The following is a 25,852-nucleotide window of genomic DNA, read 5'->3' as shown; positions in this document are numbered from 1 at the left end:
AATCACAGTTGGCTGAATCTATTTGCATTGATTACATAAAAATATTGCGTTCAAATGGAGGATGCACGTGAAAGAACACATCTTTCTCCCCAAGCCGATTTTCCCAAGACATGTATGCTTTCCCGATTTTATTGGAGGGTACAGTGACTTTCCGAAGCATCGTGTGCATCGAGAATATGGCACTACTGAAATTAACTTGGATCAATGTTACAACCTGCACCTTGTACTCAGCGGCAAAGGATTCCTTGACACCGGAACCACACGGTATGAGTTAATGCAAGGGCAGGGATTCCTCTATGGCCCCGGTCTCAGACAAACCTACTACTCCGATTCGGATGATCCTTGGAGTATTCGTTGGATTCACTTCTACGGCGTTCGTCTCGAAGAATTGTTAAATGGAAAAGGCGTTGACGAGCCATGGCTGTTTCAATGTTCCAACTTCCCGGTGGTTACCGCGCTCATGGATCGATTAATGGGGCTCGGAAGAGGTTATCAAGTGGAGGACGAACACAGCATGGCAGCTACGCTGTATGAGCTTCTGACCCGATTGCAATCCGCGGCGAGCCGAATCAATGTTTCGCTTAATCACACTTCAGAGCGAATTCGTGAAGCTGGGAATTATATTCGTTCCCATAGTAACGAGCACATCACGCTTGAACATGTAGCGGGAATTGCCGGATACAGCACAACGTACTTTAGCCGTAAGTTCAGTCAGACGTTTGGCATCTCCTTCCCGGAATTCCTCATGGAATCCAGATTACTCCATGCAAAGCGGCTGCTTGCGACAACCAACCTTTCCATTAAACAAATTACGCTGGAAACAGGATTTTCACAGTCGAGCTATTTCATCCGATGTTTTAAAACCCAGGAAAACGTAACACCCATGCAATTTCGAATGATGCACAATCATTCGTTATAGGCACGGCACATATTTCTTAATCAAGCTGACGCAAAAGAAGACACTGCATACAACATACAGAGTCTTCTTCGCTCATTTTTCATAAGTGCTCATTCGTATCCTCGTCATCGTTGCCCTTACTCACGCCAGAACAGTCCAGCCTCATCCCGTTCCACCTGTTCAAGCATATCCTCAAAATCAGAACAAGGTGTAATAATATCTACCGGGTTCCAGCTGCTTTGTTCATCTCTGGCATACACTTTCCACTGATTTTCTTCCCAGTAGAATCGGGCAATGTGCATCTTATCCCATTGATACCGTTCCTCGGCGGGTCTTTCTTCGGTCAGGATCAGTTCATTGTCATTCATCTCATATGTCAACTTCACCATCGTACGCAGTGGCGCAGGTACCTTCTCATGAATATATCCGTTCATTACGGACTGAATTCTTCGTAACGTAAACAAGTCCAACATGAAGATGCACACCCTTTCAGCAAAATAACACCCTGCTCTACACACCGCATGTAGCCAAACACACAACAATCTGCCTTCATGCAAAGATGGTCAGCCACATCCCTTGATCATTTTACCAGCTGGATTTAGTTACACCTGGAATCTGTCCTTGATGGGCCAGTTCTCTGAACTTGATTCGAGACACCTTGAACTTGCGTAGATAACCCCGCGGGCGGCCCGTCACTTCGCAACGGTTCTTCAGTCTGGTCGGAGATGCATTACGCGGCAATTTCTGCAAGGCTTCGTAATCCCCATTTTCCTTCAATTCCCGGCGCAGATCCGCATATTTCGCCACGATCGCTTGGCGTTGCTTCTCACGTACCACTTTTGATTTTTTAGCCATGAAAATCCAGCTCCTTTATCCCTTGAATTTAGTTTACGTGGTGATACTGCTCTACTCCAAATACAGAACATCATCTTCCGACTTATACAGCTTCCACAGGCCATGGTAGGGGATTATCAAAATGGCCCCAGTCGGCCAGCATTTCTTCATCACTGAGCAAGCACTGGTCCAGCTCATCTTCAATACTGGCACGTTCCATGTCGATTCCAATCATGACAAGCTCCGTCTGGCGATCTCCCCACTGGGCATCCCATTTCTCATGAACATCCGGCTCGTTACGCAAAATTTCTTCTTTGTCTGCTCCCGGCAAAGCCGCGATCCAATGTCCCGCAGGACCAAATTGAATGGATGGTCCTGCCTGACTCAGGCTTGCAGCAACATCTCCTTGGGCGGCAAGCCATACCAAGCCTTTGGCACGTACCACTTCTTCCGGCCAGTAACTCATGAATTCAGCCAGACGGGAAGGGTGGAATGGCTTTCTGCGGCGATAAACGAAGGAAGCAATGCCATATTCCTCCGTTTCCGGTGTATGCGACTCCTTCTCCAGCTCCTGAATCCATCCAGCGGACATGCTCACCTTTTCAAAATCAAAACGGCCTGTATTCAGAATCTCAGACGGATTCACCTGTCCATTCTCAGTGCGAATGATTTTGGCATTAGGCTGTAGCTTGCGGATGATGCCTTCCAGTTTATTCAGCTCGGTGTCATCGACCAGATCACATTTGTTCAGCAGCAGTACATCACAGGTTTCGATCTGATCAATCAACAAGTCTACGACGTCACGGGTGTCCTCATCTCCGGTCGCCTGATTACGATCCAGAAGACTCTGTCCTGATCCAAAATCATGCCAGAATCGATTGGCATCCACCACAGTTACCAGACAGTCCAGTCTGGCCAGGCTAGTCAGGTCAATGCCCGACTCCTCATCCGCATATGTAAAGGTCTGTGCGACAGGAACAGGTTCACTGATACCAGTGGATTCGATCAAAATATAATCATACTTGCCTTCATTCACCAGCTTCTCAATCTCCTGCATCAGATCATCCCGCAAGGTGCAGCAGATACAGCCGTTCGATAACTCCACCAGCTTCTCTTCGGTTCGAGACAAGGTTGCCTCCCCCTTAACCAGCGCAGCATCGATATTCACCTCACTCATGTCGTTGACGATTACGGCAACCTTAAGCCCTTGTCTGTTGTTCAACACGTGATTTAAAACGGTTGTTTTCCCTGAACCGAGGTAACCACTTAGTACGGTTACCGGAATTTGCTTTTGTGTCATAGAAATCTACTCCTTATATGTGCAGTCTGCGTAACCCAGACTTTAATAGTAATTATTACGATTAACAACATTGACTATAATCCTGTTGCACAGTCGTTGTCAAACTATTTTTACGAAATACTCCAGAAAAATGGATAAGAAAAACATCTATCGACGTACTTTCAGAGAAGGTAGACCGTGTTCAGTTAAAGTTTTTCTTAAGATAATTGAACTGTTCAGATCCTTTGAAAACTTATAAATTTTAAGATATAAAAAAGACCCATGATCTGTCTCCTGCCGCTTGTATCCTAATGATACGTGCCGGAAAATTCAGTTCATGAGCCTTTACTTTACTATTCAGCTTGCTGCCACAGATCTAGCCTTATTGCCCGCTTCCATCCGTTGCCTGAACACCAGCACCAGAACCATCGCTGCAATAGACAGCAATGTACAGATCATGAACATGGTCGAATATGAACTCACCTGCACAATAAGCCCCATTGCCAGTCCACCCAGAGAGAATCCGAGGTCATACGAGGACATGAAGATGCCCATGAGTACATATCTGGAATCCGCAGGCAGCACAAAAGACAAGTATGTGGTTAATGTCGGGTACAACAATGCCAGAGCAAAACCGCTAAACACCGCAGAAAGATACACCAGTGGCCCGATAATCTCCATGAGACTGAGCAGCTGGGTTCCCATTGCTGCACACAGCATCAGCCCTGCCATAAGCCAGGTATTCCAGCTGCCGTCAGACGGAATTTTTTTACGCAAAACAAACCTGCACAGAATGACAACCAATCCCTGAATCGTCAGAAACACGCCTGCACTTGCCATTCCGCTGGATACCATATACAAGGGAAGGAAGGTCGCTGTTGCCCCAAAAACGCAGGACGTAAATAACATCACTACACTGCTGATCAGCAGTGGTGTACTGCGCCAAATGCCGCCGAATGAACGAAACATGTCACCCAAGGTATACGATTTGTTCTGCACGGTACTCCGTGGCAGATCCACATTATATCCAATCAGAAGTGGCAGAGCCGCCAGTCCGATCATTAGCAGCGTAAACGCCAGATCACTGGCATTTTCCCAGATTTGTATGGCAAGGATCGGAATGACCAGAGAAGGAACCATCGTAAACAGGGTGTACATGGACAGCCCTTGTGCCCGGTCTTTGTCCTCCAGCTTTTCCACAATGCCTGCCTGCATGGTCATAGAGAAAAAGGCCGTAGCCACCCCTTGCAAGGCCCGCAGCCACAGATACGTCTCCACACCAAAAACAACAAATAACAGCAGCGTTCCGGCATGTAAAAGCAATAGCCATTGCATCACACGAAATGGGCCATGCTTACCCAGCAGCTGTGCTGCGAAAGGTCTCAAGAGCATACAGGTGAACATATACGCCCCCATCATCAGACCGATCTCAGCCTGATTCAATCCGGCGGCTTCACTTCGCAAAGGCAGAATAATCGTCAAAGCCGAATTCGCCGCAAAAAACAAAAAGGCCAGCATATAAAACCGGATAAATGAAAAGGATACCGGATTTAATTTTCCATTGGATGTTGCAGTCATCGAAGACTTCAAACGTTCGTCACCACTTTCTCTTCTGGCAGTCAACTCACAGATGTACCTGTCACGGGTCTACGCCGTTCATAGGCAAAAACGATCATTACCGCTCCTAGGATAGCACACATCCTGTACATAAATGAATAGGAAGAGAAGTCAGCAACGGGTCCCATAATCACACCACCCAGAGAAATACCCAGATCCGCCATCGCGATAAATAACCCGATCAGGACGTTCCGATTCAGCTTAGGCAACACAAAAGACAAATAGGTCGTAAGTGTTGGATACAGGATCGCCTGAGCAATTCCCATGAATACAGCCCCCACATAGAAAAAGACTACGCCTCCTGTCACGGCATAACTGACACATTGCGCAGCTACGACGAGCAAACACATGGTGCCCATCATGAAAGGAGAATGCCAACTGCCATCAGACGGAATCCTTTTCCTAAGCATGATTCGAGCCAGCACCACCGTCCCGGCCTGAAGCATCAGATACACACCCGCATTCCCATTTGGTACTTGACTCGCATACAGCGGGATAAAGGTGGTAATCGCACCAAACACAACGGAAGCGGCGAGCATTAACACACTGCATCGAAACAGAAACGGATTCTTCACCAACTGACCAAAGGATTCCCACATACTGACGTTCTGCTCCGAAAGATTCTCAGCAGGTTGCTCCTTGTTTGGTTCCATTTTGGCGGTGTACCCGAAGACGCCGGTACAGACGGCAATGCCGATCAGAACCACTGTAAAATAATCCATGCCTCCCGCCTGCCAGATTCCTAACGCGATAACAGGCCCCACGATTCCCGGAATATAACTGAAGAGTGAATAATATGAAATCCCCTGAGAGCGATCTTTCTCCGGAAGGGCATCAATAATGCCAATCTGTAAAGCCATGGAGAAGAACGCTGTGGAAACTCCTTGCAAAATACGAGCAACCAAATAACCGCCGAGTCCCGTAAAGGGATATAAAATCAGCGCAAATCCATTGATAATCAGAATCAGACGCAATATTTTGATTGGTCCGTACTTTTGAATCATCCGACCTGCCCATGGTCTGAAAAACATGGTTGTGAACATATAAGCGCCCATGATCAGTCCGATCATTGTACCGCTCGCGCCCAAGAACTCCCCTTGCAATGGGATGATCACGTTAAGAATGGCATTGGCACTGAAATAAAGAAGAACCAATATGTACAAGCGCAAAAAAGGCCAAGACATCGCTCCACTCACAATGGGTATTCCCCCTAAAATGGTATTAAATGATTCAATAATCTCTTCGCATAGTCGGACTGTACGTCTTTGAGTTGCTTGATTGGAACGATCTCTACAACCTGTCCCTCTCTGAAAATGATCACCCTGTCACAGATATAGGCTGCCGCCTGTATATCATGCGTGATAAAGACATAGCTTAGCTTGTAGATTTCCTTAAGCTCTTTCAACAATTGCAGCACCTGAATCTGGACAGACACGTCCAGTGAGCTGATCGCTTCATCGAACACAATGCATTTGGGGGCGGTGGAGATGGCCCTGGCTATACACACTCTCTGTGCCTCCCCGCCGGACAGTTCATGCGGATATTTGGATCTATAGGCGGAGTCCAATCCAACTTGGTTCAGCAGCAGATCGACCTTCGCCGAGTTGCCCTGATCCTTCCGCAGCTTTTGCTGCGCTTGCATGGGTTCCATAATGGCAGCTTCCACGGTAAGAAATGGATTGATGGAAGACGTATAATTTTGAAAAACGGCGCTGATGTTACCCATCCGTGCACGTCGATCCTGTACGTCTTTACCATCCAGCGAGATCATTCCACGATCCGGCCGTTCAATGCCGAGAATCAGACGGCCCAATGTAGATTTGCCGCTTCCGCTTTCACCGATGATGCCCAGACATTCGCCATGCTGGCATTCAAAGGTAACCTGTTTCAACACTTGTTGTTGGTGCTTGGAGAACAGTCCGCCCTGGTTATATGATTTTTCGATACCTTCCACCTTTAGCATCTATGAGTCCCCCTGCATCAACGCCTTAAAATGATTGCTCAGCTCAAGCCGGGTAGAGACCAGATACTGCGTATAGGCATGCTTAGGCTGTGTCAAAACAGAATGCATGCTGCCACGCTCGACGATCTTGCCGTCTTTCATGACCATCACGTCATCTGCAATCTTCTGCACGACGCCGAGATCATGGGAGATGAACATCATGGAACAGCCCACGCGTTCGCGTAATTGAATCAATTGCTCCACCACTTCATATTGGGAGATCGTATCCAGTGCTGTTGTCGGCTCATCCGCAATAATCAGATCGGGCTCAAGCACCAATGCCAGTGCAATCATGATTCGCTGCAGCATCCCACCGGACAGCTGATGTGGATATTGATTCAGAATCTCGCGCGGATGTCTGAGCATGACGCTTTCCATGGCATGGATGATTTTCCGCTCAATCTCGCGGGTGTTCCAGCCAAAATGCTGCTGAAGTGTCTCCCGGATATGCACACCAATGACACAGGAGGGATCAAATGCACTCATGCCATTCTGCAAAATCATACACAGATGCTTGCCCCGCTTACGCCGCATCTCCGGTTCTGAAAGCTGATTCAGATCTTCGCCCTTGAATAACATCTTGCCCGATTGGCGAATCCACGGCTTGTTCAGTCGCATGATGGCCCTGCACGTGACAGACTTCCCGCTTCCACTTTCCCCCACAATAGCCATACAGCTTCCCTGTTTGACTTGAAATGAACTGTTATGAATGATCACTTTGTCTGTATTGGTGTCCCATACTTTCAAATGTTCAACCTCGACTATATTCATAAGCGGCCTTTCTCACCTCACTTTCGTAAGACTTGTCAGACTTCCCTTGAGAGGTCATCAATTTGGGGTCCAGAGCCACTTGAAGGGCATCCGATAGAAAATTAAATGCAGACACGACTACCACAATAGCCAGTCCCGGTGCCAACATCAATTCAGGTCTGGAGAACATGACTTCCCTCGCCTCATTGAGCATCATCCCCCACTCCGCATGCGGAGCTTGAATGCCAAGCCCCAGAAAGGAAAGGCCGGAGATCTGCAACATCATTGAACACATGGAACCACTGGCAATGACGGCAATATCGGCAAAGGTAACCGGAACAATATGTTTGGTTATAATTCTCAGATTAGGTGTGCCGGAGGCTTTGGCGAATTTCACATAATCCATATCGGAGAATTGCATCACAGATGTGCGAATAACGCGGGCAAACCAGGCCCATTTCATGCACACAAAGGCAATCAAAATGTTCTCCAGTCCTGCACCCAAAATGCCAACCACCGCCAGTGTCATCACGTATCCGGGAAAAGACAGCATAATATCACAGACTCGCATGATCCATGCATCCACTTTTCCCTTGAAGTAACCCGCGACGAATCCAACAATGGCCCCGATCAGAACAGACAGACTAAGTGCAACCAGAACCCATAACACACTTGGGCGGATGCCATAGATAAGCCGGGATAATACACATCTGCCCAGATGATCATTGCCTAGTAGATACTCCCAGGACGAGGAGGCATAACGAAGCTTCATATTCACTTGTCCAGGATCATGTGGTGCAATTAAAGGGGCCAGTATGCCCGCCATAATCATGACGATAATCACCACCAAAGAGGTCATGGCCAGCTTGTCTTTACTCAGATTTATCAGTATTCGCATCAGAATTCCTTTCTCAAACGGGGATTCATCGCAGCATTCAAGATGTCGGATAACGTGTTAAACAAGACAAAGGTGACAGCCAACATCAGAACATACGCCTGAATAATCGGAAAATCCCTGCTTAAAATGGATTTCACGCTGAGTCTTCCGAGTCCGGGCCAGGCAAATACATTTTCGATAACCACCGTACTGCCCAGCACGATCGGGATCGCCATACAAAAGATGGACACGGCCACCTGTAATGAATTTCTCAGAATATGCAGGGTGACTTTCTTCTCGCTCAGACCACTTGCCCGTGCATATAACACATAGTCCTCATTCATATTGCTCAACATGGAACTTCGAACCGTTCGGAAGTAAATGCCCGTATAACTCACTGTGATTACGATCACCGGTAGAATGTAGCCTCGATACGAATCCATGCCACTGGTAGGTAACAGGTCCAGCTTGACGGAAAAATACCAGATCATCATGGCTGCAAGCCAGTAGGATGGCATGGCGGTAAGGAAAAATGATACACCTCTGACCGATCGATCCAGCAGCTTGCCTTCTCTCATCGCACAGATCACACCCAGCAGAATGGACAGCGCAATAATGAATACCGATGAGACAAGTGTTAACTTCAATGTGTTCATAAAAGCAGGCCCCATCAATGACCACACGGGTTCACCAGATACATAAGAGTTGCCAAAGTCCAACTGCACAACAGCCATGATCCAGTTCACATACTGGATCATGAATGACTGATCGAACCCCAATGCCTGGTTGGTCTGGGCAATTAATTCCTCCGTAATCTGCGGAACTTCCTGTGCCTGTAACACAACAACCGCCGGGTCCAAGGGAGATAGATTAATCAGAACAAACGTTATAAATGAAATGATAATCAGTAAAGGGATGGTTAACAGAATCCTTTTGACGATATAACTTCCCATATCCATCTCCGCTCTATTTAAAATTCATTTGTTCAAAAGGTAGTTCATATTGAGTCTGCTTGAATGAGATTCCATCAAGATTCTCGGGAGCGACAACGGTGACACGCCCGTTGGTAATCGGAATGAACACCGCTTCATCATGGACGATCTTCATAATATCGGCATACAGGGATTGGCGGGAAGCCTCATCCGTGGAGATCATGACCGCATCGATTTTCCGGTACAATTCATCTGCTTCAGCAATTCCGCTTGTCGTATGTTTGTATGCCGAATCTGACGTAAATGCAGCGATGGTACTCTGAGGATCATAGGCCAGTCCCCAGGTTTGATTAAAGAGCAGATCATATTCCCCGGTTGCTCTCCGATTCGCAATGGAAGTGGACTCTTCGCCCAAGATTTCAAGCTGAATTCCCAATTCTTTCATCGAATACTGGATCAATTCGGCCTGTATTTTCTGTGAAGACGAGTTGCTGTCATAATATAATTTCATGGCTAAAAGCTGACCGTTCTTCGTTCTCACCCCTTCACCATCTGCCAATGTCCAGCCAGCTTGGTCCAGAAGCTTTTTAGCCAATTCCGGATCATACTCCCGTTTCTTAAGGTCTACCTTGGCGTAATTGACATTGGCCGAAAATAGCGTATCCGCTACAGTCTGCGTTCCGTTGAAAATATCTTTACTGATCGTTTCCCGATCAATGGCAACCCATAGCGCTTCCCGCACTGCCGTTTCCTGAACCGGACTATTCTGGCGACTGCTGTTGGCTACGATCATATTGGTGTTCATCGCTTCACTTCGAACCACTTGATAATCACCAGATTCAGCTAATTGGTCCATGGCCTCGACATCGATACTATCTGCTCCCCGGTCATCGGTGAACACAAAGTTAATCTCTCCTTTTTGCAATGCCAGAAATGTTGTTTCCCCTGCCGGAAGAACTTTGGATGTGATCTTCTTAATTGCAGGTGCACCACCCCAATAGTCTTCATTGGCTTCAAACGTGGCGTTCTCTTCGACTTTATGAGCAGTAAGCTTGTAAGGTCCTGTACCATGGAAACCACTTACTCCGTCTTTGGTTCCGCCATCCTTGAAATCCTTGGGGGATAAGAAGACGTAAGGTCTTGTCATGGACAATTCCACCAGTGCTGGATAATAGGCTTCCGACAGCGTCAGCTCCACCGTATGCTCATCGATAACCTTCACATTCGTGATTTTGGTAGACAGCTTGATCCAAGCGTGTTTTTCGGCATTCGCTTGTACTGCATCGATATTTTGTTTAACCGCCTCTGCGTTGAATGGTTCTCCATCATGGAATTTCACATCTTGTCGCAGATGAAAGGTATAGATCTTGCCATCCTCGGAGATATCCCATGATTTTGCCAGCAATGGCTTGATTCCGTCAGGCGTGTTTTCCACCAGTGACTCGTATACCATCCCTTGGGCAGGCATGGAACCTGTGTATAGATGGGGATTCATATCATTAATATCTTTGGCAGAAGCATAGATAAGTTCCGTTTGTACCTGGCTATGGGCAGGCTCCGTTTGGGCGCTCTCTTTCTCTTTTGTGCTCTGAGCGCATCCTGCCAGCACCGTAATGGCAGATACCAGCAATAATATAGATGTAAAAGTAAGACCCTTTTTCACAACATTTCCTCCTGATTAGTAAGCATAATTAAACATTTACACTTGCCACTTCGATGACAGAACAACCTTACGATCGCTGTTATCCCCGAAATTCTTCAATCTATCTCCTAAAGGTAGAATTTCGGGGATAAAGGCGAGCGCTTCGCTTCTTCAGGTTTTTTCTGTCCTCTTCGTTATTGTGTAAAACTAAATCCAACTTACTTAAATTAATATAATTAGACCCTACTACTTACAAGTCCGGTGCAGATCATGCGGATATCCTCTTCAAAGGATTGGATCACAAAGGCATCGGACAAGCGTTGATTCGGGTGTACGTCAGCCACTTCCTGAAGTTTCGCTTCATATCTGGCGATAAAATGATCCATGGTTGGACAGCTCACATCTAGGTGTCTGGCAATGCCCTGAATGATTTTGATGCGGTAGTAATCTTCCTTGGGCATCCGCGGGATGTCCAGTTCTCCTTCGCGGTTCATGAATATTTTTCGAAATGGCACTGCTGAAAAGTCGAAATATTTCCCTGCCGAATCGGGTTCCGAGAATGGATCAATCAACAGCGAGGTGTACCGTATGTATAATAAATACTCTTGATGAATGACTTGCAGCTGATTGAAATTCTCGATATCCTGGCGTGATATACTCTCTAATCGAACCGGATAGTTGTCATCCGTCATGAATTGAAGCAGGTTCACTCCCTGGATATGGAGTCGGTCCGTAATATTCATAATCTCCTGCCACTGTGCCCGCATTTGCCGTATCAACACTTGTGTTATAGGACCTTCGGGATACATCTTGTATACATATTTCTGAATATCCGATGCTTCAAAGATAGCCTTTAATGAGAAGTCGTTCATGAACAAGGGCGGATGTACATACAACGATATATTTCTCGTTTCGGCCTCCAGTGGGGAGGGCATGACTTCCAACGAAACACCCAAACGCTTATAAGCTTGGCATAGCTTGTTAACCTGTTCAGACGGGTATTGATTGGAACCGATATAGACCTTTTTCTTGACCCCCGTTGTCATGACATGATTAGACGGATGTTCATGCATCCAACGGGTATCTCCGAGGTAGGTCGAAAAACTGATTACTTCAGGCGCTCTATTACGCTCTCTCATATAATGGGTCACCAATCGATTCGACCCAAACGTCGGAGAGACCAAAACGATACATTTCAGTTGTTTGATGAATTGTTCACTCATTTGTTCCAATACATCAATATAAGCATCCGTAGTTACAGCCAAAATGAGTGTGTCCCACTCACCCTGAATGGTGTCATATCCCTTGAACACATGATCAACGAAACATTCACCTGCAAGCGGTTGATGTTTCTCATTTTGAATGCTGACCTCAACACGCCCATTGCTCTGTTCAAGGGCTGCGAATACGGACGCTGAACGAACCGATGGTCTCCCCGCAATACCAATGCAGCAGTTGAGATAATTTTTGAATGTTACCGCAAGCTGAATGGATGCAGGGCCGGTTCCAAGTATCAGAATTCGCTGAAGATTGCTCATAATAACCTCCTATATTCAAAGTTCAACCTGGAATACATTTGGACGTGCTTGAGACGTGCTTGAGACGTGCTTGAGACGTACTTGAGACGCACTTGCATCCTATGCTTTCTGGTACAACGCAATATCGAACACATCATCCGGGCGCAGGATCTGGTCTACCAGCTTCCACTTGGTACTGTCCGTCGCTCTCATCGGATAATTAAATAAGGACTTTAACTGGTCACCATATCTCATGGCTACAACCACCTGTGCATTTGTCAGGGCATGCAGTTGATCAAGCAGATCATATTTAGGGGCCACGGTAGAGCTGAAAATGATATGTGTTGCTTCCTTGGTATACTCCAGATTTTCCAGCAAGGTTGACTCCAGATGAATCTTCAAACCTGCGCCGAGCGTCTTTACCACCTTCTGCCCGAGTGTAATGGATTCTTCATCAATATCGATCCCGACAACCTGTGCACCTGTTCGCTTGGCGATGAGTAATGGTGTCATGGGGAAGGAACCGGAGCCTACCAGCAATACTTTGGAATCGGAGGTAACCTGGAAGCTGCCGAATTCTTTATCGATACACTCTTCGATGTTTCTGAAATAATCGGCAATCTGTACATCCCCCTTCTCTAACTTCAATGCACGATATTTCTCCATGATCGCCACACACTGGGCGGATTTATTTCTTAACTGCCATATAAGCGAATCCAGTTCTTCCAACTCCGAATGCCCCAACTGTTCCCAAGCTGCCTTATGCTCCGAATCGGTCACAAAGAGGGAGTAGTCATTGATCACAGCCTCCAGCTCTGCACTATGCTGAATCGTATGATCGTACTTGCTCGCGAGCTTATCGAATTTCTCTGCAAACTCACTCAAACATGTCTGAAAATGGACCAATGTGATCATTTCTTTTCCCCCTATATGTTGTCTCGATCATCTATCATGTACCTCATGCGTTTACAACGCTCCATTCTGCTGGAGCATCTATGAAGGCTTTGCCTTGTGCGACAATGCCAACCGATCCCTCAATCGTAATACTCTCAAGTTCAGCGCCATTCCACTGGGCCATCACTTTGATCTCACCACCAGGCTGCTTGATGTACTGCGTAATCTGCCTCTGCTGGCTCCATGCGAGATAGGCACCCACGGAGGCCGTACCCGAACCACACCCTCTCTCCCAGATCAGACTATCCAGCTCTGGAACATAGATGAGAGGAGCCATTTCTTCCGAGTACGATCGATATAACAAGATACCGATCAGCTTATCTCCCAGGGTTACTCCCAGTAACCTTGCAAGGGTCTGTACCCTCTTCTTCATCGGATCGTCGAAGTCATCCACTTCAATCACGATATGGATGAACTCGGCGTACCGGATGATTACCATATCCAGCTCGATGCCTTCGTACCGGATGGTTCGCTGTTCAATCTGCTTTGGAACCGGCATGGTTACCCGGCAGTCATATTCATTCTGCTGCTTCTTCACATGGCACATGATCAATTGATCGATTCCGGAAACTTCCAGCACGATGTCCATAGATTTCTCTTGTGCCAGCCCTGCTTCAGATGCGTGGTGTGCTGCAAGTGCCATGCAAGCATTGCCACAGAACTCGCCGCCGGACATTTCCAGACGGGCCACAGCTTCCGGTCTCCTTGTTGGTTCAATGAATCCCACTTGCTCGGCGTAAACGTTATCATACGACATTAGACGGGTAGCAATATGACTGTATTGCTCGGCTGCATGATCCGTTTTAACTAGAATCGTCATGTTCTGGGTGGGACTGAACTTGATAAAATCGATCTCCTGTTTCATCGCAGCGACTACTCCTGTTCTTTTTTTTGTCTAATAGTAATTATTACGATTAAAAGGTCGAGAAAAATATAGCACATCCTTTCGGAAAGCGTCAACAAATATTTCCATTTTAAAAAGACTGCAACTCATTCGTTCCTTCATTTCCCCTCCTGCAAAAACCGAACAGAGCTGACACTTCTGCGCCACCCCTGCATAAATACACCGTCTGATAAGATTAAACGCATTGATGTTCCACCTCGCTCTTGCTATAAAAAGAAATACAAAAAACGGTTGCCGCAGAACGGAACCGTTTCGATCTGGATAGGATCCAGAGATTCATTGTCCCTATCACTCTTGATGTGCTTGCACATTGTGCAGTGCTTGCTCAGCTAATGCAGCCAGAAGATGTGCTCCCAGCGGCAATGCCCGTTCATCCACATCAAAGCCAGGGTGATGCCACTCATGCGGGCCAGAGGTGCCCAAGAAGAGGAACAGGCCCGGAACTTCTTTTTGATAAAAAGAGAAGTCCTCCCCTGCTGGAGAAGGCAGCGGTCTAACGCGATTTAATCCAATCTCACTTGCAATTTGTTCCGCTGCAAACGCGAGAGCTTCATCGTTGACCACGGCAGGTGGTCCTTGAATCCAGCGAACCGTAGCCCGTGTGCCATAAGCTGCCGCCACACCGGTCACCACCTGATTGAAACGCTCGCGAATCCGTGCACGCACTTTCTCATCAAAGGTGCGCACTGTGCCATCGAGTATCGCTTCATCTGGAATGACGTTCCAGGCTGTACCGCTGTGGAGCTTGGTAACGCTGATGACGGCGCTCTCCTGTGCTCCTACATTACGACTCACAATCGCCTGTAGAGCCGTAACGATATGTGCGGCAACCACGATCGGATCAATGCCTGCTTCAGGCACGGCTGCATGGGTGCCTACACCTTCCACTTTGACAACAAAACCGTCTGCGGCCGCCATCAATGCGCCTTCCCGAATGCCTACCGTACCCACCTGAAGATCAGGTTTGTTATGCAACCCGAATACGGCCCGAACATCGGATAATGCGCCGCTCTGGATCACTTGCCGTGCACCCGTTGCTTTTTCCTCCGATGGCTGGAACAACAAGCGTACTTTCCCCGGGAGCGTGGACTCGCGCTGTTTCAGTAATCGTGCAGCACCAATCAGAATCGCCGTGTGTGCGTCATGTCCGCAGGCATGCATCTTTCCAGCCACCTGCGAGGCAAATTCCAGCTTCGTCTCTTCCTGAATGGGCAGCGCATCAATATCCGCTCTTAGGGCGATCACCGGGCCGTCTCCTTGGCCTACTTCAGCGACAAGCCCTGTCCGCAGCACATATTCGTCTGCAATACGGACACCTTCCTCTTCCAGCCAGCTGCGAATGGCTGCCGTCGTTTCCTTTTCCTCGCCAGACAATTCCGGGTTGCGATGCAGGTGTCGCCGAATGGTGATTAAATGTTCCGCGAATGCTTCCTCCCGTTCACCGTGAAGCTCATGCTCGGGGCCCTGTATTTGCTCTACAGCCTGCTGCTTGGGCTGTTCCAGATCACTTTTCATCACATGGCCTCCCATTCGTATATATTCTCTGCTATATTAACTGCCTACTTCTATCCGATTGCGGCTTCCTGTGTCTTGGATTCCAGTGCAAATTCGCTTAGTCCCTGCTCTGCCAGAATTTCACGCAACAATTCAAATGAACGAATTCGCTTGGTAAAGTCCCGTGTAGCTGTAGTCACAATGAACTCTTCCACCGCAAAATCCTGCTGAAACTTCAGCAGTGCCTGACCTACGATTTCCTTCGTACCCCGGGTCACACTTGGCTCCAGAATCTCGATCCGATAGCTCTCGTTTGATTGACGTCCGAATTCTTCCGCCTGTTCCACAGAACCCACCGTCAGCACCTTTCCACTCTCCAGATGGATCTTCACCAGCATATGCTCGCTCGCAAGTCCTTCCGCTTCTTCCTCACTCTCCGCCACAATCAGGGATAAAGCCAGTGCAGCGTAAGGCACCCTTCCCTGAGAACGATCGAATTGCTCGCGATATACACGGATGGCCTCAAGCGCTACCTCAATATTACTGTTAATGAACAGTGAAAAAACATATGGGAGTCCCAGTTCCGCAGCCATGCCTGCACTATCAACACTGGCTCCAAGTACGTACAGTTCCGCTGGAATGTCGGACACAGGCGAAGCGCTGAGACCTGCAAGTGGATGGGATGGATCTTCAAACGGCTCATTGTGGATGTATCGTTTCACCTGAACAATTTTCTCTTGAAGTGATGCCGCACCCTGAATCCCTTCCTGTAACGCCTGTGTTGAACGCGGTAATCCACCTGGTGCACGACCAATTCCCAGGTCAACTCTTCCTGGTCCGAGCGCTGCGAGGATATTGAAATTTTCGGCGACTTTGTATGGACTGTAATGCTGGAGCATCACTCCGCCAGACCCCAGCCGAATCCGCTTCGTATGCGCAAGCAAGTGGGAGATGAGTACCTCCGGGGAGGAACCTGCAACATGCCCTGAATCATGGTGCTCCGATACCCAGAACCGATGGAATCCAAGCTGCTCTGCCCGCTGTGCCAGCTCAATCGTATGCCGAAAAGCATCCACCGCCGTTTCCCCTTCATAGATGGGAGTCTGATCCAAAATGCCCACACGAATACCCATATCCTTCTCCTCCTTGATTGTGCTAAACCGCTGATATTGAATCACTATTAAGTTGAACTAGAGATGTTACACGTTATCACTCCGATTGCAGTACCAGCTTCCGATCGCTCTTATCCCCAGATTTTCTGTACTCCCTTGGTGCAAGGGAAAAATCCGTTGATAAATGCGCACGCTTCGCTTCTTCAGATTGGTTCTGCACTCTCCGTTTTGGTGTAAAAGTCGGATTCAACATAGACGCTCTATAACTGTCGCAGCAGTTCCCCGAAAGGCTCTGCCAATGGCGAATATTCTTCCTTTAACGTGACAACGCTGATCTGTAATGATACACCTGCCACCTCATGTACCTGAATGGGGAACAACTCCTGATTCTGCACTTCCTTCTTCACCGTGAGTCCCGGGAGAAAAGCAATGCCTGCCCCTTGCATAACCAGTTTCTTCGCTGTCTCCGAATTGTCGACATGATATGTAATATTCGGCGGATGTTCCAGCGAGTCGAAAGCCCGGTGAATGCGAAGCCAGTCCAGTGAACCACATTCGAAAAAGACCAGTTGCTCATGCCGGATCGCTTCCATGCTGACATGCCCGCTCTCCATGAATGGATGTCCTTTGTACACATAGAGCTGAATTGGATCTTCATAAAAAGCAACCGTACGGATCGCAGGATGCATAACCTTGCGTACAAAAGCAAGATCGATCTCCTGACCAAGCAATTTGGCAATCAGCTGATCCGTCGTTGCCGTCGTCAGTTTGATATTAATTTCGGGGTAAGCTTCCTTGATCTTAGGTAGAAAATCGGGAATGACATAATTCGAGACCGATACTGTACTCCCCAGTCGAAGTGCATCCGGTGTTGTCTTGCGTTGTTGAATCTTCTGCTTGCCCTTCTGAATGACTTGCAGCACTTGCTGCGCATACGGCAGGAATTTCCGACCTTCTTCTGTCAGGACAATTTGCTTGCCAAGCCGATCAAACAACTTGCAGCCCAGCTCCCTTTCCAGTGACTGAATGCGAGCTGTGACCGAAGGTTGGGATAAGAAGAGTACTTCGGCAGCCTTATTGAAGCTTCCATAATGATTGATATATACAAATGCTTCAATATTCTCGATATTCATGAGTGCCTCCGTATCCACGTCCGCAGACGTTTGATCTTATATTGATTTATCCAATACACTTACTTGGTTTTATGATATCGTAATCCCATCCTTTTCCAGTGTCAATCTCAATTCATCCAGCGAGCGATCCAGACGTGTAGTAATATCTGCCGAGAGTACGAATTGTCCATCATCCAGTCGTTCAATTCCCTGATCCACAGCATACACACCACCCAGGATATGTCTTCCACCAAGGGCCGCCAGTACAGGCTTCAATGCATAATCAATGGCGAGCAGATGAGCAATAGAGCCACCGATAACGAGTGGAAGTGTCAACTTGCCCCGTAGACCTTCTTGCGGAATCAGATCCAGGAACAGTTTAAGCACTCCCGAGTACGATGCCTTGTATACCGGTGTAGCTACAATGACTGCATCCGCAGCTTCAACGACAGCCAGTGCATCCCGAATGAATGAGCTGTCGAACCGGGCTTGCACCAGATCCTCAGCGGGTAGATCCGCAACATGAATGACTTCAACGGTGATGCCTGCCTCCGTTAATTTTTGGCTGCTGTAATCCGTCAGACCTATCAAACGCGAACGTTTGGAAGGTGATCCGGCAATAATGACGACATGTGGCATAACGTATTCCTCCTCAAGCGTAAACGGCTGTCGCCGTCCTCTGGTGGCACAGCTACCGTTTCGCAGTGAAATATAAAAATGGATAGGGTGAAAATTATAACTTCTTATATTTTGGTATAGCGGTCAGGCCGCTCCTTTTACTTTGGGGTCCAACCGATCGCGAATATCGTCTCCAATCAGATTAACCGCCAGTACAAACAACGTGATCGCAAGCCCCGGGAACGTACAGATCCACCAGGCAACCGTCAGATAACCTCTCCCTTGGGAGAGCAATGCACCCCAATCCGGAATTTCTTTCAACACCCCAAGTCCAAGAAAACTCAGTCCGGAGCCCGTCAGGATCGATGTTCCTACGCCCAGCGTGGCCATGACCAGCAACGGTGACAACGAATGCGGCAGTACATGTTTCCAGAAAATACGGGCATTGGAACCGCCCAGTGAACGTGTCGCTGTAATGAAAGGCAGACCTTTAACCGATATGACCTGCCCGCGCATGACCCGTGCGTACCCCGGAATGGAGGAAACGGCAACAGCCAGTGCAATATTCATCAGTCCTGGGCCGAGGGCAGCTGCAACAGACAATGCAAGAAGCACGCCGGGTACCGCCATCAGAATATCAACAGTCCGCATGGTGATCGTGTCGACAATGCCTCCGGCATAGCCGGAGATAATACCAAGCGCACTACCGACAATACCACCCACAAGAACCGAAGCGAATCCAATGAGCAACGAATCCCTGCTTCCATGCACAATCACACTGAAGATATCCCTGCCAAAATAGTCCGTCCCGAACAGGTGCGCAGCAGAGGGAGCCTGCAGAATGGCATCCGTCATCATCTGCGTTGGATCATAGGGCGCAATCCAGCCTGGCACAATCGCACATGCCACGGTAAAGACCACCACCAGCAATGCTGCATAAAAGAATAATCGGGATACCGCGAATGAGACGCGATAACGCCAAGGGCGGCGATTCCATAGACGGATACGTCCTGCACCGCCTGCCCATGCTTTTTTGTCACTAACCAAAGGTTTCATGCTCATGAGCAACAACGCCTCCTTCCATACTCCTTGTCAAGACACTGCTGACTATTCCCATCCAATATCATGTTCGGACTGCACGCCGAACCCGGGGATCAATATACGAATACGAGATATCCACCAGCAGGTTCAGGACCACATAGATAATGGATGTAAAGAAAACAACACCTTGCACCACTGGCAGATCCTTGGCCATTAGCGCATCTGCAATAATACGGCCGATTCCTTGTCTGGAGAATACGGTTTCCACCACAACGGTTCCCGCAAGCAGATCACCGATCAACATGCCGATTACTGTTACGGCAGGGATCAGCGCATTACGCAGCGCATGGCCATACATGATGGCGCGCTCGGAAAGCCCTTTGGCCCGTAACGCCACAATAAATGGTTCATTGATCACTTCCAGCATGCTGTTCCGCACCATCCGTACGATAAACCCTGCACCCACGAGACCCAGTGTGGCCGCGGGAAGAACCAGTGAGCTAAATCCATCCGACCCCATCGCCGGGAACCATCCAAGCTGTACCGAGAATAACAGGATGAGCAGGATTCCCGTCCAGAAGGTTGGCATGGAGATGCCGAACAGCCCAACGAGCCGGGCGACAAAATCAATTACGCCATTGCGATGAATGGCAGACAATACACCAAGTGTAATTCCGATTGTGATCGCAATGATTGAGCTGAGTGCGGTCAAAGCCAGGGTGGCTGGAAAATGTTCCAGTATTTTTGGCAAAACCGGATCAGAATTGATCATGGATTTGCCAAAATCCCCACGCAACATATCACCGAAATAGTTCGCAAACTGGATGTAAAACGGCTGATCCAATCCAAGCTGCACCCGCAGATTCTCGATCATCTCCGGTGTAGCCGAGGATGGGTCCAGCATGAGCAGAACCGGATCACCCGGCAGAAGATACATGATGCAGTACACCAGCACCGAAGCTCCAAATATAACCAGAAGCGATGTTGCGAGTCGTGACAGTATCGTTTGAACCATACCGGGATATCTCCTTCCTGTATCTGGATTGACCCTTCATGCTAGGGCTGAATACGAACATCATTGAAGAGCGGATAACCCAGGGAATCAAACTTGATACCTTCCACCTTTTTGGATGCTGCAACGGTATACGGGAATACATAGATCGGCAGAATCACCGCTTGCTCAATCAGGTATTGTTGAATCTGATTGTAGATCTCGACACGTTTATCCGCGTCACTCTCAACAGCTCCCTGCTCCAGCAGTTCATCGATCTTTGGATCAGACAAACCGGATAAGGTTGGACGCTGCCCCTCTGCACTCGTATGATAGAAGGCGTACAAGGCATTTGGGTCGGAGTTGACCTGGCTATTGCCATAGAGATCATAATCCCAGTTTTGATAGATGACCGTTGCTACGTCTTTCGTAATCTCCACTTCAACGGCAATGCCTACCTGTTTCAGCTGTTGCTGGATAATCGCAGCAATGTCATTGCGTTTCTCCCGATTGGGTGAACCATCGACATAACGAAGGATCAGCTTCTGGCCGTCTTTGGCACGAATACCGTCTGCACCTTTCACCCAGCCTTGTTCGTCCAGTAGCTGATTGGCTTTGTTGATGTCCGGGTTGATGCTTCCTTCCAGCGATGCATCATATCCCAGGATTCCAGGAGACAGTGCAGACCACGCTCGTTCGTAGTTGCCGAGATACAATGTTTTGACAATCGATTCCACATCTACAGCGGATTGCACTGCCTGCCTTACTTTCACATCATCCCAAGGCGCTTTGCGCAGATTGAAAAAGAGTGTGTACGGCAATCCAACTGTATTAGCCTGCAACAATTGTTGGTTCGGATCGTTCTTTAATGCAGCGATATTTTGCGGCGGAACGGTCTCGGCAGCGAGTACCTGACCACTTTGTACACTTCCAATGCGTGTCGCTTCTTCCGGTACGATCTTGAATGTGATCGTATCCACATGAGGTGCGGCTTTATTTTCAACCGTCTCAGGTCCCCAGTTATAATCCTTGTTTTTGGCAACGACGATATCCGCATTTTCATCCCATTTCACAAAGGTATACGGACCTGTGCCCACCGGATTTTTACCTAACTGGTCGCCATATTTTTGGGCAGCCGCAGGAGATACGATTCCCAGCAGTGCCTGACTCAAATTGCCGAGAAAAGCTTGCGATGGTGAATCCAGATTTACCTTGATGGTATATTCATCAATGACCTCGGAGGAGCTATAGGGTCTAATCAGGGCTAGAGAATTGGCAGCTTTGGTGGCCGGATCAATCACTCGGTCCAGATTGTATTTCACGGCTTCCGCATTAAACGGCGTACCATCATGGAACTTCACGCCTTCACGCAGCTTGAACGTATAACTCTTGCCGTCCTCGGATACGCTCCATTCTGTGGCAAGCCAAGGTTTGATGGAGCCATCAGGCAGCTGCACAACCAGATTGTCGTAGATCGTCCGGATGGCGCGTACCGTTACGGCAAGCCCACTGCGATGAGGGTCCAACGTATCCGGTGAAGTCGCGAGTGCAAAAGTCAGGTTGCCTCCTTCGGCTTGCTCGCCCTGTTCTCCGCCCGAAGACTGAGCAGCACCGTTCGCACTGCCCCCCACCGCTGCTCCGCAACCCGATAATACCATCACCAATACTGCTGCCAATGCCATATATTTCATCCATGAGATAGACCTGTTCATATCGCTTCCCCCTCTGTGTATACAGGTGTCATTATAATGATGCGTATACCTAATACTTGATATATCCTATGAGTTAAGTCGGTTTTAAAATAGTGTTAATTGTTTTTAATGTTTGCTGAAGAAGCAACACGTTCTCAGGATCGGAAATGGTACTGTCTTCGTAATGCGTTCTGCGCTAATTCAATAGGTTTAACTCCGTTATGCCAAATCAGATACTACCTGCTTTCTGGCAGCTGTATAACGGTTAACCGGAATTTTCACCCCAAGGTTACCCCGCAATGTATCGTGCTCATACTCCGTACGATACAGGCCGCGCTCTTGTAGAATTGGAACAACCAGTTCTACGAAATCAGACAATCCACTTGGCAATTCGGAAGCAATAATGAAGCCATCTGCAGCTTCCGTCTCAAACCATTCCTCAATTTTGTCAGCGACCTGCTCTGGTGTGCCCAGGAATTTGCTGCGTGGTGTTGCTGCCCGCAGAGCCACTTCACGCAACGTCAATCCTTGCTCCTTGGCATCCTTCTTGATCTTGTCCGTGCCACTGCGGAAACTGTTGCTTCCAATTCCGTTCAACTCCGGGAAAGGCTCATCCAATGGATATTGGGAGAAATCATGATGTTCGAAGAAACGTCCCAGGTAATCCAGCGCTTTGTCAATCGTGACCAAGCTTGCGATTTCCTGATATTTCTGTTCAGCTTCCTCTTCTGTCCGTCCAACAATAGGATTGATACCTGGAAGAATGACAATATCCTGTGAAGAACGTCCATAGGAAGCGGCCCGTGTTTTGACATCCTTATAGAATGCCTGAGCATCTTCAATCGTATCGTGTCCGGTAAAGACAGCATCCGCTTCTTGCGCAGCCAGGTTTTTGCCATCTTCCGAAGAACCTGCCTGGAAAATTACCGGCTGCCCTTGCCGTGAACGGGCAATGTTGAGCGGACCCTGTACGGAGAAGAATTCTCCTTCATGATTAAGGGTGTGCAGCTTGGATGGGTCGAAGAATACACCGCTCTCTTTGTCTCTTACAAAGGCATCATCTTCCCACGAGTCCCACAATCCTTTGGTTACCTGCAGATATTCCGTAGCGATGCGGTACCGTTCCGGATGCGTTGGATGATTACTCTTGCTATAGTTCTTCGCTGTCCCTTCTAGCGGGGAGGTCACAACGTTCCAGCCTGCACGGCCATCACTGATCTGATCCAGGGAACCGAACTGTCTGGCTACGGTGAACGGATCACTATAGGATGTCGATAGGGTACCCACCAGTCCAATCCGTGAAGTAACGGCAGCCAAAGCGGACAGGATACTGATCGGTTCGAAACGATTCAGGAAATGGGGAATGGATTTCTCGGTAATATACAGACCGTCTGCGATAAATACAAGATCGAACTTGCCTTCTTCCGCTTTCAGCGTCTGACGTTTGTAGAACTCAAAGTTAACGCTGGCATCTGCCTGAACTTCCGGGTGTCTCCATGTCGTATTGCTGCCTCCGACGCCGTGTACAATTGCTCCGAATTTCAAACTGCGTTTCGCTGTCATGTGCATTCCGCCTTCCTTGGATTAAAATCTTCAAAAGAATGTTCAAGGGTCGTTCTGAAGGGTTAACATATGCGAATCAACTAAAAGTTAACTATTCCTATGAGTTTGGTTTGTTTTAATTTCACAAATCTTATCACTGCCCCGTAAAAGGGTCAACAGCGCGACTAATAGATTTTTTCTATATGTGTATTGAAGATGTGAATGCACGTATCATGGAGTTAGATGCAGAGCATTTACATCTCCTAAAGGCCTCCGGTTCATAAACATTCCAACTGCTGCATCATGCCTATTGCATCATGCCTATTGCATCATGCAACAGCTGGAACTGCCAGATTCAAAGTGTACATGGATCCTCGTCAGACTGCTGCTGCTTCGTCCGCTCGTGCCAGAAGTTCAGCCAGCTTTTCCAGATCAGGTTCCAGCAAGGCTTCGAACTTGCCGTCCCCTCCCACTTCAATAACGGGTACATGCCGAATGCCATATTTAGCTTCAAGCACATCACGCAGTACGTCATTACCCTGTACTTCAATGTTCTCGAAAGGCTGGTTTCGCTCTGTCAGAAATGCTTTCACTTCCCCGCAGAAATGACAGCCTGTTTTGCTCCACAGCACGACTTTTTTGGTTGATGATGACATCGACATACCTCCTGCTAGGTTTTAAAATTAAGGTCCGGGGAATTCCTCCGAATGCTCTAGACCTTCAATTCCCATCTGTTAAATAAGAATTATGGCTATAAATGTACTCCTGCGCCCTTCATGCGTCAATGGATCTGCTAATAGAATAATCCTATAGTTAAATAGAAAGATTAAATTTTATATTTGAAAGATGAACGATTTTACAGGAAAGATTGCCTATTATTTCGCCAAACCTGTTCAAAAGCTTGTTTCGCTAATACAGTGTAAAACTTGATCTGATCCGGACTTCGATCTATAGCCCACCTTAATGTATCGAAAGCTTTCAACAGCAACACATGTCTCGCTTGATTCAGTTCATGTTCCTGCTCTTGTATACTTGTCCCATAGCCTTCTAAAAACGCTCTCAATTGTTCGTTATCAGGCCCATTCCCTTGTAGCTGGCATTGCATGAGTTGAATGATATCCCCATACGGCACGACAGTAACCTCTGCATTTCCCCAATCCAAAAGGGTTATCTCACCCGTAGAACTCACAATTGTATTCTTCAAGGAGAGGTCGCCATGGCACAAACCAAAGCGGAACTTTTGCATTTTTAATTGTTCAAACCATTGCCTTACGACCTGTGATTCCTTCATCGTAATGACACCAAGCTCAATCAGCGGGTCCTGCTCCGTCAGACTATTGATATTGTACTGAACATAACCTTGCCAACTGCCATCTGATCCTGGATGCGGGGGAGAATAAAATTGATTTTGTACCTCATCGTGCATTTCCCTTCCAAAGCCATTCACTGAGATGGATTGAAACTGTTTTGTGTACTCTCCGAGTTTTCTCCAAATCACGGTTGGAGACACTGTCGTGTCTAAACCGTTATCCCCTTCCACAACCGTTTGAATCATATAGGCATGTTCGGCGTTGACTCCAACGGACAATGTCTTTGGCCCAGGAATACCGGCACTTGCTGCCCGTTCGATACACCATTTTTCTTTCACAAAGGTGGAATATGTATCTGGATCGTTCATGCGTACAACCACTTTACGACTTGCCGTCTCCACCAGGCAGACCTGATTAACAAAACCTTTGCCGATGATATGATGTGAGCATTTTACTTTTTCAAGCAGAAAATCACTGGCAATCTGTTCAGCTTGTCTGACTACAGAATTCTTCATCCCGTATCCTCCCTCAATCGCTTTACTTTAAGTGGTCTATATAAGTTGAACTAATCATTTATACGATAACGGAGAGGAAAGAAAAAACCTGAAAAAGCGAAGCTACAAGCTTTCTGCAAGAAAGCTACTTCGAAAGCATACACTTCGCCTAAAAGCTTTCTGAAAGAAAGCTGCATCGGAAGCATACGCTATCCCTGGATTTCCCCTTGAGAAAGGGAAT

24 protein-coding genes are annotated in these 25,852 nt (G+C 47.7%); 1 reads left to right on the top strand and 23 read right to left on the bottom strand.

Features of this window, described 5'->3' with window-relative positions; translation table 11 throughout:
- The first annotated feature begins 67 nt into the window (after positions 1-67).
- Positions 68-919 (top strand): helix-turn-helix transcriptional regulator, encoded by an 852-nt coding sequence (locus ACX9NY_RS29635; protein WP_472476575.1) that lies wholly within the window; start codon positions 68-70, stop codon positions 917-919.
- A gap of 116 nt (positions 920-1,035) precedes the next feature.
- On the opposite strand, the gene ACX9NY_RS29630 is transcribed toward ACX9NY_RS29635, so the two are convergent.
- From ACX9NY_RS29630 to ACX9NY_RS29520, 23 genes are all read right to left on the bottom strand, one after another.
- Positions 1,036-1,371: a DUF3024 domain-containing protein gene (locus ACX9NY_RS29630; RefSeq protein WP_339237327.1), complete on the bottom strand. Its 336-nt coding sequence runs from the start codon at positions 1,369-1,371 to the stop codon at positions 1,036-1,038.
- 112 nt (positions 1,372-1,483) lie between these two features.
- Positions 1,484-1,753, bottom strand: a complete 270-nt coding sequence (rpsN, locus tag ACX9NY_RS29625) for a 30S ribosomal protein S14 (RefSeq protein WP_472476572.1) — start codon at positions 1,751-1,753, stop codon at positions 1,484-1,486.
- A gap of 82 nt (positions 1,754-1,835) precedes the next feature.
- The gene (locus ACX9NY_RS29620) at positions 1,836-3,032 is read right to left on the bottom strand and encodes a GTP-binding protein (protein ID WP_472476570.1); all 1,197 of its coding nucleotides are present in this window, start codon (positions 3,030-3,032) and stop codon (positions 1,836-1,838) included.
- 336 nt (positions 3,033-3,368) lie between these two features.
- A complete protein-coding gene (gene cntE / locus ACX9NY_RS29615; RefSeq protein ID WP_472476568.1) occupies positions 3,369-4,634 on the bottom strand; it encodes a staphylopine family metallophore export MFS transporter CntE in 1,266 nt (421 codons plus the stop codon).
- Positions 4,631-5,824, bottom strand: coding sequence for a staphylopine family metallophore export MFS transporter CntE (cntE, locus tag ACX9NY_RS29610; RefSeq protein ID WP_339237332.1), 1,194 nt, complete (start codon positions 5,822-5,824; stop codon positions 4,631-4,633). Before cntE (ACX9NY_RS29610) ends, cntE (ACX9NY_RS29615) begins: the two co-directional genes overlap by 4 nt.
- 14 nt (positions 5,825-5,838) lie before the next feature.
- Complete coding sequence (locus ACX9NY_RS29605; protein WP_472476566.1) at positions 5,839-6,591, bottom strand: ABC transporter ATP-binding protein; 753 nt, start codon at positions 6,589-6,591, stop codon at positions 5,839-5,841.
- Positions 6,592-7,401 carry a staphylopine uptake ABC transporter ATP-binding protein CntD gene (cntD, locus tag ACX9NY_RS29600; RefSeq protein ID WP_472476564.1) on the bottom strand — a complete coding sequence of 270 codons (810 nt, stop codon included), beginning with the start codon at positions 7,399-7,401 and terminating at the stop codon, positions 6,592-6,594.
- Positions 7,382-8,278, bottom strand: coding sequence for a staphylopine uptake ABC transporter permease subunit CntC (cntC, locus tag ACX9NY_RS29595; RefSeq protein WP_472476562.1), 897 nt, complete (start codon positions 8,276-8,278; stop codon positions 7,382-7,384). The genes cntD and cntC overlap by 20 nt, the downstream gene beginning before the upstream one ends.
- Positions 8,278-9,210 (bottom strand): nickel/cobalt ABC transporter permease, encoded by a 933-nt coding sequence (opp1B, locus tag ACX9NY_RS29590; RefSeq protein WP_339257148.1) that lies wholly within the window; start codon positions 9,208-9,210, stop codon positions 8,278-8,280. The genes cntC and opp1B overlap by 1 nt, the downstream gene beginning before the upstream one ends.
- A gap of 13 nt (positions 9,211-9,223) precedes the next feature.
- Positions 9,224-10,852, bottom strand: a complete 1,629-nt coding sequence (cntA, locus tag ACX9NY_RS29585; protein WP_472476560.1) for a staphylopine-dependent metal ABC transporter substrate-binding lipoprotein — start codon at positions 10,850-10,852, stop codon at positions 9,224-9,226.
- A gap of 215 nt (positions 10,853-11,067) precedes the next feature.
- Positions 11,068-12,369 carry an opine metallophore biosynthesis dehydrogenase gene (locus ACX9NY_RS29580; RefSeq protein ID WP_472476558.1) on the bottom strand — a complete coding sequence of 434 codons (1,302 nt, stop codon included), beginning with the start codon at positions 12,367-12,369 and terminating at the stop codon, positions 11,068-11,070.
- 99 nt (positions 12,370-12,468) lie between these two features.
- Entirely contained in the window at positions 12,469-13,263 is a 795-nt protein-coding gene (locus tag ACX9NY_RS29575) for an SAM-dependent methyltransferase (RefSeq protein WP_472476556.1), read from the bottom strand.
- Positions 13,264-13,306: 43 nt separating this feature from the next.
- Complete coding sequence (locus ACX9NY_RS29570) at positions 13,307-14,167, bottom strand: histidine racemase CntK family protein (protein ID WP_472476554.1); 861 nt, start codon at positions 14,165-14,167, stop codon at positions 13,307-13,309.
- A 327-nt stretch (positions 14,168-14,494) separates the two neighbouring features.
- Positions 14,495-15,721, bottom strand: coding sequence for an amidohydrolase (locus tag ACX9NY_RS29565; protein ID WP_339237353.1), 1,227 nt, complete (start codon positions 15,719-15,721; stop codon positions 14,495-14,497).
- Positions 15,722-15,771: 50 nt separating this feature from the next.
- A complete protein-coding gene (locus ACX9NY_RS29560; protein ID WP_472476552.1) occupies positions 15,772-16,833 on the bottom strand; it encodes an LLM class flavin-dependent oxidoreductase in 1,062 nt (353 codons plus the stop codon).
- Between the two features lie 239 nt (positions 16,834-17,072).
- Positions 17,073-17,945, bottom strand: a complete 873-nt coding sequence (locus ACX9NY_RS29555) for a LysR family transcriptional regulator (RefSeq protein ID WP_339237357.1) — start codon at positions 17,943-17,945, stop codon at positions 17,073-17,075.
- Positions 17,946-18,014: 69 nt separating this feature from the next.
- Positions 18,015-18,563: an NADPH-dependent FMN reductase gene (gene ssuE / locus ACX9NY_RS29550; RefSeq protein ID WP_472476549.1), complete on the bottom strand. Its 549-nt coding sequence runs from the start codon at positions 18,561-18,563 to the stop codon at positions 18,015-18,017.
- Positions 18,564-18,686: 123 nt separating this feature from the next.
- Positions 18,687-19,604: an ABC transporter permease gene (locus tag ACX9NY_RS29545; RefSeq protein ID WP_472476547.1), complete on the bottom strand. Its 918-nt coding sequence runs from the start codon at positions 19,602-19,604 to the stop codon at positions 18,687-18,689.
- A 61-nt stretch (positions 19,605-19,665) separates the two neighbouring features.
- On the bottom strand, positions 19,666-20,598 hold the full coding sequence (locus ACX9NY_RS29540) for an ABC transporter permease (protein WP_036605816.1): 933 nt from the start codon (positions 20,596-20,598) through the stop codon (positions 19,666-19,668).
- 41 nt (positions 20,599-20,639) lie between these two features.
- The gene (locus tag ACX9NY_RS29535; RefSeq protein WP_472476545.1) at positions 20,640-22,286 is read right to left on the bottom strand and encodes an ABC transporter substrate-binding protein; all 1,647 of its coding nucleotides are present in this window, start codon (positions 22,284-22,286) and stop codon (positions 20,640-20,642) included.
- 198 nt (positions 22,287-22,484) lie between these two features.
- Entirely contained in the window at positions 22,485-23,828 is a 1,344-nt protein-coding gene (locus ACX9NY_RS29530) for an LLM class flavin-dependent oxidoreductase (protein WP_472476543.1), read from the bottom strand.
- A 356-nt stretch (positions 23,829-24,184) separates the two neighbouring features.
- Positions 24,185-24,463 (bottom strand): glutaredoxin family protein, encoded by a 279-nt coding sequence (locus ACX9NY_RS29525; protein WP_036605813.1) that lies wholly within the window; start codon positions 24,461-24,463, stop codon positions 24,185-24,187.
- Between the two features lie 200 nt (positions 24,464-24,663).
- A complete protein-coding gene (locus ACX9NY_RS29520; protein ID WP_472476541.1) occupies positions 24,664-25,632 on the bottom strand; it encodes an aminoglycoside phosphotransferase family protein in 969 nt (322 codons plus the stop codon).
- Positions 25,633-25,852: the final 220 nt, after the last annotated feature.

This window comes from Paenibacillus sp. CB74 (assembly GCF_055687625.1).
The sequence above is the reverse complement of the archived record's forward strand: the minus strand, read 5'-3'. Positions and strand labels throughout refer to the sequence as shown.